This window comes from Pseudomonas sp. S2_F07, from assembly GCF_054668325.1.
On sequence record NZ_CP162758.1, the window covers coordinates 3,108,885 to 3,124,367 of the forward strand.

At 60.1% G+C, this 15,483-nt stretch carries 15 protein-coding genes and 1 pseudogene; 4 read left to right on the forward strand and 12 right to left on the reverse strand.

Translation table 11 applies throughout. From position 1 onward, the window contains the following. Positions 1-43: 43 nt before the first annotated feature. The 8 genes and pseudogenes from AB4O40_RS13995 to AB4O40_RS14030 form a co-directional block, all read right to left on the reverse strand. Positions 44-1,052: pseudogene (locus tag AB4O40_RS13995) on the reverse strand (septal ring lytic transglycosylase RlpA family protein). After that, positions 1,052-2,062: a lytic murein transglycosylase B gene (gene mltB / locus AB4O40_RS14000; protein ID WP_460054099.1), complete on the reverse strand. Its 1,011-nt coding sequence runs from the start codon at positions 2,060-2,062 to the stop codon at positions 1,052-1,054. The pseudogene AB4O40_RS13995 and the gene mltB overlap by 1 nt, the downstream one beginning before the upstream one ends. 17 nt (positions 2,063-2,079) lie before the next feature. Further along, positions 2,080-3,183: a rod shape-determining protein RodA gene (gene rodA, locus AB4O40_RS14005; RefSeq protein WP_056728863.1), complete on the reverse strand. Its 1,104-nt coding sequence runs from the start codon at positions 3,181-3,183 to the stop codon at positions 2,080-2,082. Between the two features lie 31 nt (positions 3,184-3,214). Next, complete coding sequence (gene mrdA, locus AB4O40_RS14010; RefSeq protein ID WP_056728865.1) at positions 3,215-5,110, reverse strand: penicillin-binding protein 2; 1,896 nt, start codon at positions 5,108-5,110, stop codon at positions 3,215-3,217. A 10-nt stretch (positions 5,111-5,120) separates the two neighbouring features. Beyond that, a complete protein-coding gene (rlmH, locus tag AB4O40_RS14015; RefSeq protein ID WP_008052376.1) occupies positions 5,121-5,588 on the reverse strand; it encodes a 23S rRNA (pseudouridine(1915)-N(3))-methyltransferase RlmH in 468 nt (155 codons plus the stop codon). A gap of 9 nt (positions 5,589-5,597) precedes the next feature. Beyond that, complete coding sequence (rsfS, locus tag AB4O40_RS14020; RefSeq protein WP_007975896.1) at positions 5,598-6,092, reverse strand: ribosome silencing factor; 495 nt, start codon at positions 6,090-6,092, stop codon at positions 5,598-5,600. Positions 6,093-6,165: 73 nt separating this feature from the next. Beyond that, positions 6,166-6,855, reverse strand: coding sequence for a nicotinate-nucleotide adenylyltransferase (nadD, locus tag AB4O40_RS14025; RefSeq protein WP_460054095.1), 690 nt, complete (start codon positions 6,853-6,855; stop codon positions 6,166-6,168). A 1-nt stretch (position 6,856) separates the two neighbouring features. Beyond that, on the reverse strand, positions 6,857-8,128 hold the full coding sequence (locus tag AB4O40_RS14030; RefSeq protein WP_056728869.1) for a glutamate-5-semialdehyde dehydrogenase: 1,272 nt from the start codon (positions 8,126-8,128) through the stop codon (positions 6,857-6,859). Positions 8,129-8,317: 189 nt separating this feature from the next. Between AB4O40_RS14030 and AB4O40_RS14035 the strand changes: the two genes are divergently transcribed. Further along, positions 8,318-9,016 carry a DNA-3-methyladenine glycosylase gene (locus tag AB4O40_RS14035; protein WP_056728995.1) on the forward strand — a complete coding sequence of 233 codons (699 nt, stop codon included), beginning with the start codon at positions 8,318-8,320 and terminating at the stop codon, positions 9,014-9,016. A 194-nt stretch (positions 9,017-9,210) separates the two neighbouring features. After that, a complete protein-coding gene (locus AB4O40_RS14040) occupies positions 9,211-10,527 on the forward strand; it encodes a bifunctional DedA family/phosphatase PAP2 family protein (protein ID WP_056728871.1) in 1,317 nt (438 codons plus the stop codon). 194 nt (positions 10,528-10,721) lie between these two features. Here the strand turns inward: AB4O40_RS14040 and AB4O40_RS14045 are convergent, their stop codons facing one another. The 4 genes from AB4O40_RS14045 to AB4O40_RS14060 all read right to left on the reverse strand — a co-directional run bounded on the left by AB4O40_RS14045 (position 10,722) and on the right by AB4O40_RS14060 (position 12,989). Beyond that, positions 10,722-11,090: a hypothetical protein gene (locus AB4O40_RS14045; protein ID WP_460054091.1), complete on the reverse strand. Its 369-nt coding sequence runs from the start codon at positions 11,088-11,090 to the stop codon at positions 10,722-10,724. A 222-nt stretch (positions 11,091-11,312) separates the two neighbouring features. Next, positions 11,313-11,903, reverse strand: a complete 591-nt coding sequence (locus AB4O40_RS14050) for an LON peptidase substrate-binding domain-containing protein (protein ID WP_223542020.1) — start codon at positions 11,901-11,903, stop codon at positions 11,313-11,315. 10 nt (positions 11,904-11,913) lie between these two features. Then, positions 11,914-12,630, reverse strand: coding sequence for an LrgB family protein (locus tag AB4O40_RS14055; RefSeq protein ID WP_460160155.1), 717 nt, complete (start codon positions 12,628-12,630; stop codon positions 11,914-11,916). Continuing rightward, positions 12,627-12,989, reverse strand: coding sequence for a CidA/LrgA family protein (locus AB4O40_RS14060; protein WP_056728878.1), 363 nt, complete (start codon positions 12,987-12,989; stop codon positions 12,627-12,629). Before AB4O40_RS14060 ends, AB4O40_RS14055 begins: the two co-directional genes overlap by 4 nt. A gap of 193 nt (positions 12,990-13,182) precedes the next feature. Between AB4O40_RS14060 and AB4O40_RS14065 the strand changes: the two genes are divergently transcribed. Together AB4O40_RS14065 and AB4O40_RS14070 are read left to right on the forward strand one after the other, a co-directional pair. Further along, positions 13,183-13,638: a MaoC family dehydratase gene (locus AB4O40_RS14065; protein WP_056728879.1), complete on the forward strand. Its 456-nt coding sequence runs from the start codon at positions 13,183-13,185 to the stop codon at positions 13,636-13,638. A gap of 114 nt (positions 13,639-13,752) precedes the next feature. After that, a complete protein-coding gene (locus AB4O40_RS14070; RefSeq protein ID WP_056728881.1) occupies positions 13,753-15,471 on the forward strand; it encodes a C13 family peptidase in 1,719 nt (572 codons plus the stop codon). Positions 15,472-15,483 lie beyond the last annotated feature (12 nt).

Here is a 15,483-nt window from a genome sequence, read left to right on the forward strand (position 1 = left end):
ACCCCCCAAAACCGCAGATGAACCGTCAATCAAGTCCTACGTATTACTCAGTCACAACGCTTGGCGAACCGAGATTGGCCAGCCGGACACTGTTCTGCACCTGCTGGATTTCACCCGGCGATCCGATCGGGCCCAGGCGAACCCGATGCAGGGTCTGCTGATTGCGCACGATCGAGCTGATGAACACCGGAGCGCTCACCATCCCGCTGAGCTTCGATCTCAGGAGTTCTGCAGCGTCCGGGTTGGCGAACGCGCCCACCTGCAGATACTGGCCAGAGGCTGATGCAGAAGCGTTTTTTTGCATCAAGCTGCACAGGCACCACCGCGGCGGCGTGTTGCTGCGGCGGCGGTGTCCATTGCTCAACGGTACCGGCCGAAGCCGTAATCACCGGGGCGCTATTCTGCGCGACTTTCGGTTCGTTGAGCATTAATGGTGCCGGACGGCCCTTGGCGGCCCACCATTGCTGCGGGTCGATGCCTTCGACCTTGACCCGCGCCGTGCCGGTTTCGGCGTAACCGAGCTTCTTGGCGGCAGCGTAGGACAAGTCGATGATCCGGTCCGAGTAGAACGGACCGCGGTCGTTGACTCGCAGAATCACGCTCTTGTTGTTGTCCAGGTTGGTCACCCGGACGTAGCTTGGCAGTGGCAATGTCTTGTGCGCGGCACTCATGCCGTACAGGTCATACACTTCGCCGTTGGCAGTGTTCTGACCGTGGAACTTGGTGCCGTACCAGGACGCCGTGCCCGACTGCACGTAGGTCTTGGACTCTTGCAGCGGAAAGTATGTCTTGCCCAGCACGGTGTACGGGTTGGCCTTGTACGGGCCGGTATGCAGGGTCGGCGTGGCATCCGGGATGCGCGAAACATCGACATCCCACCATGGCGCGCCATCCTTGTGGGCGCGGTTGATGTCCAGCCCCGGCGTCGTGCGCACGGCGGCGGTGCTGGTCTTCTGGGCTGGCGCGCGGCTGGTCGAACAACTGGCGACCAGCACTGCCAGCGCGGCGAATGCCATCAGCTTCAGGGGTTTATTGATAGGCAATGCCCGCATTACTTGACGCCCCGTGCTTGGACCAGCTGTTCAGACAGTTGATGTACGGCCATGGCGTACATCACGCTGCGGTTATATCGCGTGATCGCGTAAAAATTCTTCAGGCCCATCCAGTACTCGGGGCCATTGTCGCCTTCCAGGCGGAACGCAGTAACCGGCATATCATCGCGCAGCGCATCATGACTTGACCACCCCAGGGCTCGCAACTCCCCGACGGTTTTCGTCGGTTCGATTCCTGTGGTCAGACCTTCGTCGACCTGATCGCCACGGACATCGGCGCGGCTGACCACCGGTTTGCCTGCAACCCAGCCATGACGCTTGAAGTAACTGGCGACACTGCCGATGGCATCGTCCGGGTTGGTCCAGATGTTGATATGGCCATCACCGTCGAAATCCACCGCATAGGCGCGGAAACTGCTCGGCATGAATTGCGGCAATCCCATTGCGCCGGCGTAGGAGCCTTTGAGCGTCAATGGATCGACCTGCTCTTCACGGGCCAGCAGCAGGAACTCACGCAACTCCTTGCGGAAAAACTCGGCACGGGGAGGATAGTCGAAACCCAGGGTCGACAAGGCATCGATCACCCGGAAATTTCCGGTATTACGGCCGAAAAAGGTTTCAACGCCGATGATCGAGACAATCACCTGGGCCGGCACGCCGTATTCCTGCTCGGCACGGGCCAGCACCGCTTCGTGCTGACGCCAGAAATCCACACCCCGGGCGATGCGCGCATCGGTGATGAACATCGGGCGATATTCGCTCCACTGCTTAACCCGTTCGGCGGGTTTCGAGATGGCGTCCAGAATCGACTGCTTGCGCTCGGCCTCGCGGAACACGCCCATCAATTGCTCACCGGCGAAACCGTAGTCGCGGGTCATTTCACCGACGAATTCGGCCACCTGGGGTGAGCCTTCGTAGTCGCCGGCCAACGCTTCCTGCATGGTGCCAAGGATGCTTACCAGGCCGACCCATGGCGCGTATCGAGTCGCCCAGCCACGCATTACTTGCATTGAAAATTTCACCTTATTCAAACCTGCGCGATCCACTTGCGATGGGTATGGATCGACATCAAAACCCCAAACGCTGACAGTAGCGTCACCAGCGAAGTTCCTCCGTAGCTAATGAAAGGCAACGGCACCCCCACCACCGGCAACAGGCCACTGACCATACCGATGTTGACGAAAACATAAACAAAAAACGTCATGGTCAGGCTGCCCGCGAGCAACTTGCCGAACAATGTCTGCGCTTGGGCGGTAATCACCAGGCCGCGGCCGATCAACAGCAGGTAGATCAGCAACAGCGCGCAGATCCCCACCAGGCCGAACTCTTCACCCAGTACCGCAATGATGAAGTCGGTATGGCTTTCCGGCAGGAAGTCCAAGTGCGACTGGGTACCCAGCAACCAGCCCTTGCCGAACACACCACCGGAGCCGATGGCGGCCTTGGACTGGATGATGTTCCAGCCGGTACCGAGCGGATCGCTCTCCGGGTCGAGGAACGTCAGGATTCGCTGCTTCTGGTAGTCGTGCATGATGAAGAACCACATGGCAATCGCCACGGGAACGGCGGCGGCCAGCACGCTGAGGATCCAGCGCCAGCGCAGGCCACCCATGAACAGCACGAATGCGCCGCCGGCCAGGATCAGCAGCGAAGTGCCCAGGTCCGGTTGCCGCACGATCAGAATGAACGGCACGCCGATCAGCATCAGGCTGACGCCCACATGTTTGAGCTGGGGCGGCAATGTGCGTTTGGACAAATACCAGGCAATGGTCGCCGGCATCAGGATTTTCATGAATTCCGAGGGCTGGAAGCGAATCACCCCGGGAATATTGATCCAGCGGGTAGCGCCCATGGCGTTGTGGCCCATGATGTCCACCACCAGCAACAGCATCACCCCGACCACGTAGCCCAGTGGCACCCAGCGCGCCATGAATCGCGGCTCGAACTGCGCGATGACGATCATCGACACCAGGCCGATGCCAAACGAAGTGGCTTGCTTGCCCAGCAGATCCCAGCTCTTGCCGCTGGCCGAATACAGCACGAACAGGCTGCCGGCGGCGAGGGTCAGCAGCAGGATCAGCAGCGGGCCGTCAATGTGCAGGCGTTGTAGCAGCGTCGCACGGCGACGCATCACATCCTCACTGGAGAGCATGCGATCAAAATTATTCATCACGGGCCGTGGCCTCCGCGCTAGTAGGGCTGGCGTATTCGGCTTTGAGGTGCCCGTTCTGGTCGAGCAACCAGGCGTCCATGATCTGACGCACCACTGGCGCGGCGACGCCGGAGCCGGACTCACCGTTCTCGACCATCACCGACACCACGATCTGCGGATCGTCCGCCGGGGCGAAGCCCACGAACAAGGCGTGATCGCGGTGGCGCTCCTGAACCTTGGAGCGGTCGTACTTCTCACCCTGCTTGATCGCGACCACCTGGGCCGTACCACTCTTGCCCGCGATACGGTACTGCGCACCGATCGAAGCCTTGCGTGCGGTACCGCGGGCGCCGTGCATCACCTGCTGCATGCCGTGGTTGACCTTGGTCCAGTCAGACGGATCGCGCAGGATAATGTCCGGCATCGGGTTCTGATCCACCGGTTTCTCGCCTTCGATGGTCTTGGCCAGGTGAGGACGGTTCCAGATGCCTTTGTTGGCCACCAGCGCCGTGGCCTGGGCCAGCTGCAGTGGGGTCGACTGCATGTAGCCCTGACCGATCCCGAGAATCAGCGTTTCGCCCGGGAACCATGCCTGGCGACGGGTCGCGCGCTTCCATTCGCGGGTCGGCATCAGACCCGGCGATTCCTCGAACATGTCCAGGGAAACCTTCTGACCGATACCGAACTTGGACAGATACGACGACAACCGATCGATCCCCAGCTTGTGGGCAAGGTCATAGAAGTAAGTGTCGTTGGAACGCATGATCGCCGTGTCGAGGTCGACAAAACCATCACCGGTGCGGTTCCAGTTGCGGTACTTGTGATCGTAGTTGGGCAGCATGTAGTAACCGGGGTCGAACACCCGGGTCGAGGCCGTCACCACGCCCGAATCCAGACCGGCAATCGCCACAGCAGGCTTGATGGTCGAACCCGGCGGGTACAGACCGCGCAATACGCGGTTGAACAGCGGCCGGTCGATGGAGTCGCGCAGTTCGGAATAGGCCTTGGAACTGATGCCGGTGACGAACAGGTTCGGATCGAAGCTCGGCTGACTGACCATCGCCAGCACCTCGCCGGTTTTCGGGTTCAGGGCAACCACCGCACCACGACGACCGCCGAGCGCGGCTTCGGCGGCTTCCTGCAATTTGATGTCCAGGCTCAGGACGATGTCTTTGCCGGAAACCGGTTCGGTGCGCTTGAGCACCCGCAATACACGGCCCCGAGCGTTGGTCTCGACCTCCTCGTAACCCACCTGACCATGCAGCTCCGGCTCATAAAAGCGCTCGATGCCGGTTTTGCCGATCTGATGGGTGCCGCTATAACTGACCGGGTCCAGAGACTTGAGCTCTTTCTCGTTGATCCGCCCCATGTAGCCCACCGAGTGCGCAAAATGCGCGCCCTGGGGATAGTGACGAACCAGTTGCGCGACCACTTCCACCCCCGGCAGCCTGAACTGGTTCACGGCAATTCGCGCGATCTGCTCTTCAGTCAGCTCAAACAGGATCGGCACCGGCTCGAACGGCCGACGCCCCTGACGCATGCGCTTCTCAAAGATCACCCGGTCCTCGGGTGTCAGCTCCAGCACTTCGACGATCACGTCGAGTACTTGCTGCCAATCGCCAGAACGCTCGCGGGTCATGCTCAGGCTGAAACTGGGCCGGTTGTCGGCAATCACAACGCCATTGCGGTCGAAAATCAGCCCGCGAGTGGGTGGAATCGGCTGCACATGGACGCGGTTGTTTTCCGACAGGGTCGAATGGTACTCGTACTGGATCACTTGCAAGAAATACAGGCGAGCGATCAGTACGCCAATCAGCGCTACCACCGCAATTGCCCCGAACACGACGCGCCCACGCACCAGACGGGCGTCTTTTTCGTGGTCCTTGATGCGGATCGGCTGGGACATGGGGGCAGAACTACTTGTGGTAAGGGTGACCGGACAGCACGGTCCAGGCACGGTACATCTGTTCGCCGATCAGGATCCGCACCAGCGGGTGCGGCAAGGTCAGCGGCGACAACGACCAGCGCTGGTCAGCCCGCGCACAGACTTCCGGCGCCAGCCCTTCGGGGCCACCGACCATGAAGTTGACGGTGCGTGAGTCCAGCCGCCAGCGATCGAGTTCGACCGCCAGTTGCTCGGTGCTCCAGGGCTTGCCATGGACTTCGAGAGTGACAATCCGCTCGTTCGGCCCGACCTTGGCCAGCATGGCTTCGCCTTCCTGGCGGATGAAACGGGCCACGTCGGCGTTCTTGCCACGGGTATTGAGCGGAATTTCCACCAGTTCCAGCGCCAGCTCGGACGGAAGACGCTTGGCATATTCATGCCAGCCTTCTTCCACCCATTTGGGCATGCGTGAACCGACGGCGATCAGTCGCAGTCGCACAGCGGTCCCTTATTCCTGGTCTTTGTTGAGCTTGTTGAAGTGCTCGTGACCAACTTCAGGGCTGTGGTGCTTGCCATCGGCTGCACGGCTCTGCTCGGCACCTTTCCACAGGCGCTCCAGGTCGTAGAACTGACGGGCGTTGGAGGTCATCATATGAACGATCACGTCGTCCATGTCCAACAGCACCCAGTCGCTGTCGCCCTTGCCTTCTTCACCCAGCGGCTTGATACCCAGGGCTTTGACGGCCTCGCGAACCTTGTCCAGCATCGCGCCGATCTGGCGGTTGGAGGTACCGGTGGCGATGATCATGTAGTCAGTGATGCTCTGCTTGTCGCGAACATCAATCACCAGCACGTCCTGGGCCTTGACGTCTTCCAGGGCGGCTACGGCGATCTTGACCAGCTCGTCGCCTTTAGGCGGCTCGGCGGCGAGGACCTTTTCCGGCAACGGGGCACTCTTGAATGTGCCTTTGCGTTTTACTTTGCTTTCGTTGTTGCTCGTCATATAAAACTCGTTTTGCTCGTATGTTCGGGCGCTTCAATACACGTTGTTGCCACGTGCCTTGAGGCACTCCTATTCAGTTCGACGCACGGTACAGACCGTGCGCATCGATGTAGGCCAGGACCGCGTCGGGCACCAGGAAACGTACCGACTTACCGCTGGCCAGCAGTTGACGGATCTGGGTGGCGGATACCGCGAGCGGTGTCTGCCAGACGAATGCAATCTGTCCGCTCGGCCCTTTGAGGGCCAGCGGGTCGCTCACCGAGCGCGCTGCCAGCAGGTTGCGCAAGGCATCCGGCGGTTCGCTGTCGGCATCCGGGCGTTGCAACACCAGGATATGGCAATGCTGGAGCAACTCTTCCCAGCGGTGCCAAGTGGGCAGGCCGCAAAAAGCGTCCCAGCCCAAAAGCAGAAAAACCTGGTCGGATTCGGCCAGTTCGGCGCGCATCAGTTCCAGGGTATCAATGGTGTAGGACGGTTTGTCCCGCTGCAATTCGCGGGCGTCCACCACCAACGGCGCCACACCGGCCACCGCGCACTCGACCATCGCCAGACGGTCTTTTGCCGACACCTGCGGCTTGTCCCGATGGGGCGGCCTGGCACTGGGTGTCAGGCGCAACTCATCGAGGGCCAGGGTTTCGGCGACTTCCAGCGCACCGCGCAAATGGCCGATGTGCACCGGGTCGAACGTTCCGCCCAGCACGCCAATGCGGCGAGGGGCTGGCTCGCTGGCAGTGAACGGGGCTGACGGGTCGAAGTCGCCCAAGTCAGACCGGCTCCTGTCCGCGCAGCTGCCCGTCGCCGACCACGATGTACTTCTCGCAGGTCAGTCCTTCGAGGCCCACCGGGCCGCGGGCGTGCAGCTTATCAGTAGAAATGCCGATCTCGGCACCCAATCCGTATTCGAAGCCATCGGCGAAGCATGTCGGGGTATTGATCATCACCGACGAGGAATCGACTTCAGCCACGAAACGCCGGGTGTCGCCCTGGTGTTCGCTGACAATCGAATCAGTGTGATGGGAGCCGTAATGATTGATGTGCTCGATGGCCTGGTCCAGTCCGTCGACCACGCGGATCGACAGAATTGCCGCCAGGTACTCGGTGCTCCAGTCTTGCTCGGTGGCCGGCACGGCCTCGATGATCGCCCGGGTGCGCTCGCAACCGCGCAGCTCGACGCCTTTTTCGCGGAACTGGGCAGCCATCGCCGGCAGGAACTCCTTGGCGACGGTTTGATCCACCAGCAGCGTTTCCATGGCTCCGCAGATGCCATAACGGTAAGTCTTGGCGTTGAACGCGATGCGCTGGGCCTTGGTCAGGTCGGCATGTTCACTCACGTAAACGTGGCAGATGCCGTCCAGGTGCTTGATCACCGGGACACGGGCATCACGGCTGACGCGCTCGATCAGGCCACGGCCGCCGCGCGGTACGATGACATCGACGTACTCGGGCATGGTGATCAGCGCGCCGACGGCAGCGCGATCGGTGGTTTCGACCACTTGCACCACCGCGGCCGGCAGATCGGCCTCGGCCAGGCCACGCTGAATGCAGGCGGCGATGGCGCGATTGGAATGAATCGCCTCGGAACCGCCACGCAGGATGGTTGCGTTACCGGACTTCAGGCACAGGCTCGCGGCATCGATGGTCACGTTCGGCCGCGACTCGTAGATGATTCCGATCACGCCCAACGGCACACGCATCTTGCCGACCTGAATACCGGACGGACGGAAGCTCATGTCGCGGATCGCGCCTACCGGGTCCGGCAGGGCCGCTACCTGACGCAGGCCGACGATCATGCCATCGATACGCGCCGGGGTCAGCGCCAGGCGTTCGAGCAGGGCCGGCTCAAGACCATTGGCACGACCGGCGGCCAAATCCTGTTCATTGGCCGCCGTCAGCTCGGCGCGGGCAGCGTCCAGCGCGTTGGCGGTGGCCTGCAGGGCGCGGTTCTTCTGCGCGGTACTGGCACGGCCGATCACGCGGGAAGCTTCGCGGGCAGCGCGACCCAGGCGGGTCATATAGTCAAGAACGGACTCAGTCATGGTCTGGCGTGGTCTTTGATTAGGTCTTGGTAAAGAGTAAAGCGACAGATTATAGCTGTCGCGCCCACTGACTAACAGCGGTGACAGGCGGATGGTCGAAATGGAGGGCAATTTGCCGATGTTCAGCCGGGATTAAGCCGCAAATTGTTATCATCACGACTCATTCAGCCCTGACAAATGCCGGTCATCATGTCCAACCTGACTGTTCGAGCGTCCGCCGTGAGCCTGCCCACGGGCCTCCCGGACGCGTTTTTCGACCGTGACGCGAAAATTCTGGCCCGGGACTTACTGGGCAAAGTCATTCGCCATCGGGTTGGTGACCTGTGGCTCAGTGCCAGGATCATCGAGACCGAAGCCTATTACTGTGCAGAAAAGGGTAGCCACGCGTCCCTCGGCTACACAGAAAAACGTAAGGCTTTGTTTCTGGATGGCGGCCACATCTATATGTATTACGCCCGGGGCGGCGATTCACTGAACTTCAGTGCCCAGGGTCCAGGTAACGCCGTGCTGATCAAATCCGCCTACCCGTGGGTCGATCAATTGAGCGGGCCTGCCAGCCTTGCACAGATGCTATTGAACAATCCCGATGCCCAGGGCCGCCCTCGCCCGTCACAAAAACTCTGCGCCGGGCAAACCCTGTTGTGCAAGGCACTGGGCCTGAAAGTACCGGTGTGGGACGCCAAACGCTTCGATCATGAGGTGCTGCTGGTGGAACACGTCGGCCAGACGCCCGCCCACATCATCCAGACCACGCGGCTGGGCATCCCCCACGGGCGCGATGAACACCTGATGTACCGCTTCGTCGATGCAGCCTACGCGGCTTATTGCACGCGCAACCCGCTACGACGGGGCCAGGTCGAAGGTCGCGATTATTTTGTGCTGACCTGAGATTGGCTCAGACTTGATGCAAACGGAGATCCCCTGTGGGAGCGGGCTTGCCCGCGAAGGCGGCGTGTCAGGCGACGTCAATATTGACCGATAGGGCCTATTCGCGGGCAAGCCCGCTCCCACAGGGGTCAGTGGCGTATTCAAAGTTGCACTTATCCCCTGGAAGCAATTGAACATTTGATGGAGTGGTTTTTATGGGCCCATGGCTCGATAGCGTGACCGGATGGTTGGCGGTCAACCCGCAGTGGCTGGCGGCAGCGGTATTCATCGTGGCCTTTGTGGAATGCCTGGCGATTGCCGGGCTGATCGTTCCCGGCACGGTGTTACTGTTCGCCGTGGCGGTACTGGCAGGCAGTGGCGCGCTGACGCTCAGTGAGACGCTCTTGCTGGGTTTCGTCGCCGGGGTGCTGGGTGACGTCATTTCGTATTTTCTGGGACGGCACTTCCATCAGAACATCCGGCGCCTGCCGGGCTTGCGCCATCATCCGGAATGGATCGCCGGGGCCGAGTCATATTTCCAGCGCTACGGCATCGCCAGCCTGCTGGTCGGGCGTTTTATCGGCCCCCTGCGGCCCATGCTGCCCATGGTGGCCGGCATGTGCGACATGCCTTTCCCGCGTTTCTTCGCTGTCAGCCTGCTGGCCGGCGCGGGTTGGTCTGTCGCTTATCTGATGCCTGGCTGGGCCACGGGCGCGGCAATCCGCTTGCCTTTACCCGAAGGTTTCTGGCTCCAGGCCGGGGTTGTTGCCGGCAGTATTGCTCTGATGGTCGGCTTGAGCGCGACCAGCAGTCTGCGCCGGCATCGCCGCGCGACATTGTTCATTACCGGGATGAGTCTACTGATTCTTGCGGGGCTGTTTATCGGATATTCGCACCTGTCCGCACTCGATCAAGGCGTGATGACGCTGGTGCAGGAACATCGTAAACCGTTGCTGGATGAAGTAGCGGTGGTCTTCACGCTGATCGGCGAATTCCGCAACATGTTGCTGTTCAGTGCGCTACTGACCGGTTTGCTGCTGCTGATGCGCCAATGGCAGCACGCGATTTTCGCGGGCAGCACGCTGCTCTTCACGGCACTGGCCAATACCGCGACCAAGTACTTTTTCGCCCGCGTGCGCCCCGAGGTGTTGAGCGACCCGCTCACCAGCTACAGCATGCCCAGCGGCCATGCTTCAGGGTCTTTCGCGCTGTTCCTGACCCTCGCCGTCCTGGCCGGCCGCGGGCAACCGCCCCGGATGCGTCTGACCTGGTTATTGGTGGGCTGCCTGCCCGCAATGGCGATTTCGCTTTCGCGGGTCTACCTCGGAGCGCATTGGCCGACGGATGTATTGGCCGGCGCAATGCTGGCGGCGTGTGTCTGCGCGGCCAGCCTGTGGCTGATCCAGCGCAAAGAACCGCTCAACGCTTTGCCGCCCAAGGTCTGGTGGCTGGTGTTACCGGCGCTGCTGGCACTGTTCGGTTTCTTCGTGTTGCGGCATTTACCGCATACGATGTTGCGGTATGCGTACTAGATAAAACAGAAGATCGCAGCCTTTAGTCGCACCTACATGAATGGGGTGTTCGCCCTGTAGAAGCTGCCAAAGACTGCGATCTTCTCAACAATACCAGACAAACAACTTTTCAGTGACTCATTCAATCACTGCAGGCCAACCAGTAATCGCCTCCATACCAAACAACAACGATTTCTGATGACTTATATTTAATCTCACGCATCAAAAGGGAAGCTTGGCAAATTCGAGCCACTAACACCACGATATTTCTCAATGGCTGCATCGGCATGTTTGGCAACCTCACGAGCGACGATAACATAGTCATCAAAACTCCAACGAACTTGCGTAGAGAATTTGATCATCGCCTCCACCGCATAATCATCCCAGAGTCGTTTTTCAAAACTATCACGACCGTCACCCACATTCGAACGTCGTGCCAGGATCAACGCACTCGCCGCATTCGCCGCCGAGTTCGCCGCAAACTCAACGTCGACCTGTGGTGTATTTACAAAAACATACTTCACCATAACACGGGAAAAGCACAACCCCCACAACGTACGTTCATCACCGCTTAAATCTCTCACAAAACAGCTCCTTATATATGTAATGCCCGCCTCATGCAGGCAACGCAAATATAATCAGCTGAACTTTACAGATCAACACAAACCACTACCCGAATTTATTATAAATCAATACAACGACCAGACAGGTAAACTGACTACACCCCCACCTAAACAACCAACCATTAAATTGATGACCCAACCAAACAACACCCAGCCAAACAATCGTTGGTTTGTCATTATTAATCAGGCAAACAATTCCCCCTGCAACTCATCCAGCAACGCCTGAATCGCATCCAGTCGTTGCTGCGGATCATCGAGTTGCAGCAGGTCGATCTTGTCCAGTTCAGCGAAGGGCAACAGGTACGCCAACTGATTGGCCAGCGACTGCTGGCCGGTCGCTTCGGTGCCCATGTTCAAGGCTTCGACCATCGGGTGTTCGGCCAAAGCCTTGAGCAGCGCAACCAGATCGGCATCTTCGTCCTGCAACGGTTGCTCCGGCTCGTCTTCCAGCCACTCGACCTCGGCGACGGTCAACTGATCGCGCTGGACGTCCGTTCGTAATACATGGAAACGCCGCCCGCCCTGAACCCGAATCCCCAGCAGGCCGTTGTCCTGCTGCTTGAAATCGGTGATCAGCGCCTCGCACCCGACCAGGGCGTATCCAGCCGGGGCGATACCGACTTCTTCGCCATCGAGGATGCATACCACGCCGAACCCGCCGCCCTGCTTCATGCAGCGGCCGATCATGTCCAGATAGCGCGCCTCGAAGATCTGCAAGTCGAGGATGCAGCCTGGAAACAGCACTGTATTGAGCGGAAAAAGCGGCAGACTCATAGACATTTCCTTACACCACCATCGATACCGCCAACGGCAGGAACACCGCCGTGGCCACACCCATCAGGCTCATCGCCAGCGCCGCGAAGGCACCGCACTCTTCACTTTCCTGCAACGCCACCGACGTTCCGACCGCGTGGGCCGTCATGCCCAGCGCCATGCCCCCGGCTTCCGGGCTGTGCACGCCGAGACGGGTCAACAACGCCGGGCCGAAAATCGCGCCGATCACGCCAGTAATCAAGACGAACACCGCTGCCAGCGCCGCGACACCACCGATCTGCTCAGCCACCAACATGGCGATAGGCGAAGTCACCGATTTCGGCGCCATGGTCATCAGGATCATGTGCTCGGCACCGAACGACCAGCCCAGTAACACACCCATCCCCGTGGCCACCACCCCACCTATCACCAGCGTAGTAAATATCGGCCAGAACAACTGCCGAATCCGTCGCAGGTTGAGATAAAGCGGCACCGCCAGCGCGACAGTGGCCGGGCCTAACAGGATGCTGAGAATCTCGGTGCTCTTGCGGTACTCGGCGTAGGTCAGGCCGCAACCCACCAGCACGCCGATCACCAGCAACATGGAGACAAGCACCGGCTGCAAAAAGATCCATCGGGTTTTCTCGAATGCCGCCAGGACGAGTTGGTAGGCGCCAAGAGTGATGCCGATACCAAACAAGGGATGATGAATTACCGACGTCCAGGCGCCGTGCCAGTCGAAGATCATTGGTTGTCCTCGGAGTGAGCGTGACGCTTGACCATGCGCTGCATCAGCACCCCGGCGAAGGCCATCGAAAGCAGCAGTGACAACACCAGCGCACCGACAATGGCCCAGAAATCCGCCGCGATGTCAGCGGCGTAGACCATTACGCCCACGGCCGGCGGTACCAGCAACAGCGGCAGGTAGCGCAGCAGGCTGCTGGCCGCCAGGTTCAGCGGTTCGCCGACCTGTCCGCGACAGATGAGGTACACCAGCAACAGCAGCAACCCCACAATCGGCCCCGGCAGCACCGGCAAGAACAAATGATTGATCGCAGTGCCGAGCAATTGGAACAGCACCAGCCACGTCAGGCCCCGTAACAGCATCAAAGATCTCCCGCAAAATCCGTCACCCGCATTGGCAGGGCATTATAAGCATGCTCGCGCTATAGACCGGCATTCGCCAAAAGCATGGTCAGTTGACCGGAGCGTTTGGCCATGTTGATCTAAAGTGGTAAGCCGGGAGGTCAGATCCCCGCAAGCCAAAACCATAAAACCGATGAACCCAAGGAGAGTCTCAATGCCCTATGTTCCAGTTGCAGAGCTCAAAGATTATGTCGGCAAGGAACTTGGACGTTCCGAATGGCTCACCATCGACCAGGACCGCATCAACCTGTTCGCCGAAGCCACAGGGGATTTTCAGTTCATCCACGTCGACCCGGTCAAGGCCGCGCAAACGCCATTTGGCTGCACCATCGCTCACGGCTTCCTGTCGTTGTCGCTGATCCCGAAATTGATGGAAGACATCCTCGTCATGCCAGAAGGCTTGAAGATGGTGGTCAACTACGGCCTCGACAGCGTGCGCTTCATCCAGCCGGTCAAGGTCAATTCGAAAGTGCGCCTGAAGGTCGACCTGACCGAAGTCATCGAGAAGAAACCCGGCCAATGGCTGCTCAAGGCCACCACCACCCTGGAAATCGAAGGTTCGGACAAACCGGCGTACATCGCCGAACCCCTGTCCCTGTGCTTCGTATAAACCGTCCTGGATGCGAAGCAGTTCACGCTGTTTCGCGACCTCACGCGGTACCTCGACCTGTATAAGGGCACATAGCTGCGGCATACTCCCTCGCCTAATTGCCCGGAATCCGCTATGCGCCCACTTGCACTCCTCGCCTTGACCCTGATGCTCACCGCTTGCGGCGACGGCGAATCGCCATTGCCTCCTGACGCACGCCTGCCGGACGGCGGACGCTATCGCGGTGATCTGGTCAATGGTTTGCTGCAAGGCAAGGGGCGTATCGACTACCCGAATGGCAGCTGGTACGCCGGCGAGTTCGACAAAGGCCAGTGGCAGGGCCAGGGCGAATGGCATGGCAGCAATGGCGAAGTCTATCGCGGGCAGTTCAATCAGGGACTGTTCGACGGCCAGGGGGCACTGACCACCAACGCCAGCAGCTACAGCGGCGGCTTCAAGGCCGGCCGGCGCAACGGCGAAGGCACACTCAAAGAAAACGGCATGAGCTATCGCGGAGAGTTCAAGGCCGATCAATACGCCGGCCTGGGGCGACTCGAACTCGAAGACGGCAGCTCCTATCAAGGCCAGTTCGCCCACGGCAAACCCAATGGCGAAGGTCAGCGCGGCGACGGCAACGGCAATCAGTTCACCGGGCATTTCGTCGACGGCCAGCTGGAAGGCAACGGGACTTTCAACAGCGCCGACGGCGACATCTATGTCGGCAGCTTCAAGAACAATCAACTGCACGGCAAGGGCCGCTACGAAAACGCCGACGGCGATGTCTGGCTGGGTCAGTTCAAGGAAGGCTCGCTGAACGGCAAGGGCGAGTTGATCGGCACTGACGGCAGCCACTACATCGGCCAGTTCAATGACTGGCGCTTTTCCGGCCAGGGTCGCTTGAACCTGTCCGACGGCAGCTTTTACACCGGCCAGTTCGACAACGACAGTTACCAGGGGCGCGGCACATTGGTGTTGACCGACGGCACCGTGCTCAGCGGCACCTGGATCAACGGCCAGCGCGTACGCGACGCCGAGGGCAAATTACTGCCCGACACCCTGGAGCTCGGCCTGCTGGCCCAGGGGCGCCTGCTCGACGCAGCGCTGGCCAACGTTCCACCCTCGACCCCGGCGGTGGAGCTGTATTCGTTGACCCTGGGTGGCGATGGCAAGCAAAGCGTGTTTCTGCGCGAATCCGACTATGTCGCCAACATGCTCAACACCCGTTTCGGCACCTTTGGCCAGATCCGCCTGGTGAACCATCGTGACCACCTCGCCGACCGCCCGATGGCTACCCGGGAAAACCTGCGCCGCGCAGCCCTGACGCTGGCCGAACGCAGCGGTCCGGAAGACCTGATTTTCATCTACCTGACCAGCCATGGCACCAGCGAACACGAACTGGTGCTAGACCAACCACGCATGGAATTGGCCGATCTGCCGGCCGACGAATTGGCCGCTGTTCTCGCCCCACTGAAGAACCGCGACAAGATCATCGTGATTTCGTCCTGCTACTCCGGCGGTTTCATCCCCGCGCTCAAGGATGAACGGACCCTGATCATGACAGCCTCGCGGGCCGACCGAGTGTCCTTCGGTTGCTCGGAGGAAGCCAACTTCACTTACTTCGGCGATGCCCTGTTCGCCCAGGCCCTGAACCAGACCGATGACCTGGAACAAGCTTTCAAACTGGCCAAGGCCACTGTCGCCGAACGTGAACTGGCGGACGGTTTCGAAGCGTCCGAACCACAGATCTGGGCACCGAAAACCGTCCTCTCGCATTGGCAACTGCTGCGCAAACAGCAGGCACGAAAAGCCCTGCAAAGTGCGTCCATCGAAAGCAAGGATGCAAACAGCAACTAAGCTGAATAGTAT

Bases quoted from the DNA above. Each gene is read 5' to 3' on its own strand.
- mltB (WP_460054099.1), bottom strand. From the start codon at position 2,062: ATGCAAGTAATGCGTGGCTGGGCGACTCGATACGCGCCATGGGTCGGC.
- rodA (WP_056728863.1), bottom strand. From the start codon at position 3,183: ATGCGTCGCCGTGCGACGCTGCTACAACGCCTGCACATTGACGGCCCG.
- mrdA (WP_056728865.1), bottom strand. From the start codon at position 5,110: ATGTCCCAGCCGATCCGCATCAAGGACCACGAAAAAGACGCCCGTCTG.
- rsfS (WP_007975896.1), bottom strand. From the start codon at position 6,092: ATGACGAGCAACAACGAAAGCAAAGTAAAACGCAAAGGCACATTCAAG.
- AB4O40_RS14030 (WP_056728869.1), bottom strand. From the start codon at position 8,128: ATGACTGAGTCCGTTCTTGACTATATGACCCGCCTGGGTCGCGCTGCC.
- AB4O40_RS14035 (WP_056728995.1), top strand. From the start codon at position 8,318: ATGTCCAACCTGACTGTTCGAGCGTCCGCCGTGAGCCTGCCCACGGGC.
- AB4O40_RS14040 (WP_056728871.1), top strand. From the start codon at position 9,211: ATGGGCCCATGGCTCGATAGCGTGACCGGATGGTTGGCGGTCAACCCG.
- AB4O40_RS14050 (WP_223542020.1), bottom strand. From the start codon at position 11,903: ATGAGTCTGCCGCTTTTTCCGCTCAATACAGTGCTGTTTCCAGGCTGC.
- AB4O40_RS14055 (WP_460160155.1), bottom strand. From the start codon at position 12,630: ATGATCTTCGACTGGCACGGCGCCTGGACGTCGGTAATTCATCATCCC.
- AB4O40_RS14060 (WP_056728878.1), bottom strand. From the start codon at position 12,989: ATGCTGTTACGGGGCCTGACGTGGCTGGTGCTGTTCCAATTGCTCGGC.
- AB4O40_RS14065 (WP_056728879.1), top strand. From the start codon at position 13,183: ATGCCCTATGTTCCAGTTGCAGAGCTCAAAGATTATGTCGGCAAGGAA.
- AB4O40_RS14070 (WP_056728881.1), top strand. From the start codon at position 13,753: ATGCGCCCACTTGCACTCCTCGCCTTGACCCTGATGCTCACCGCTTGC.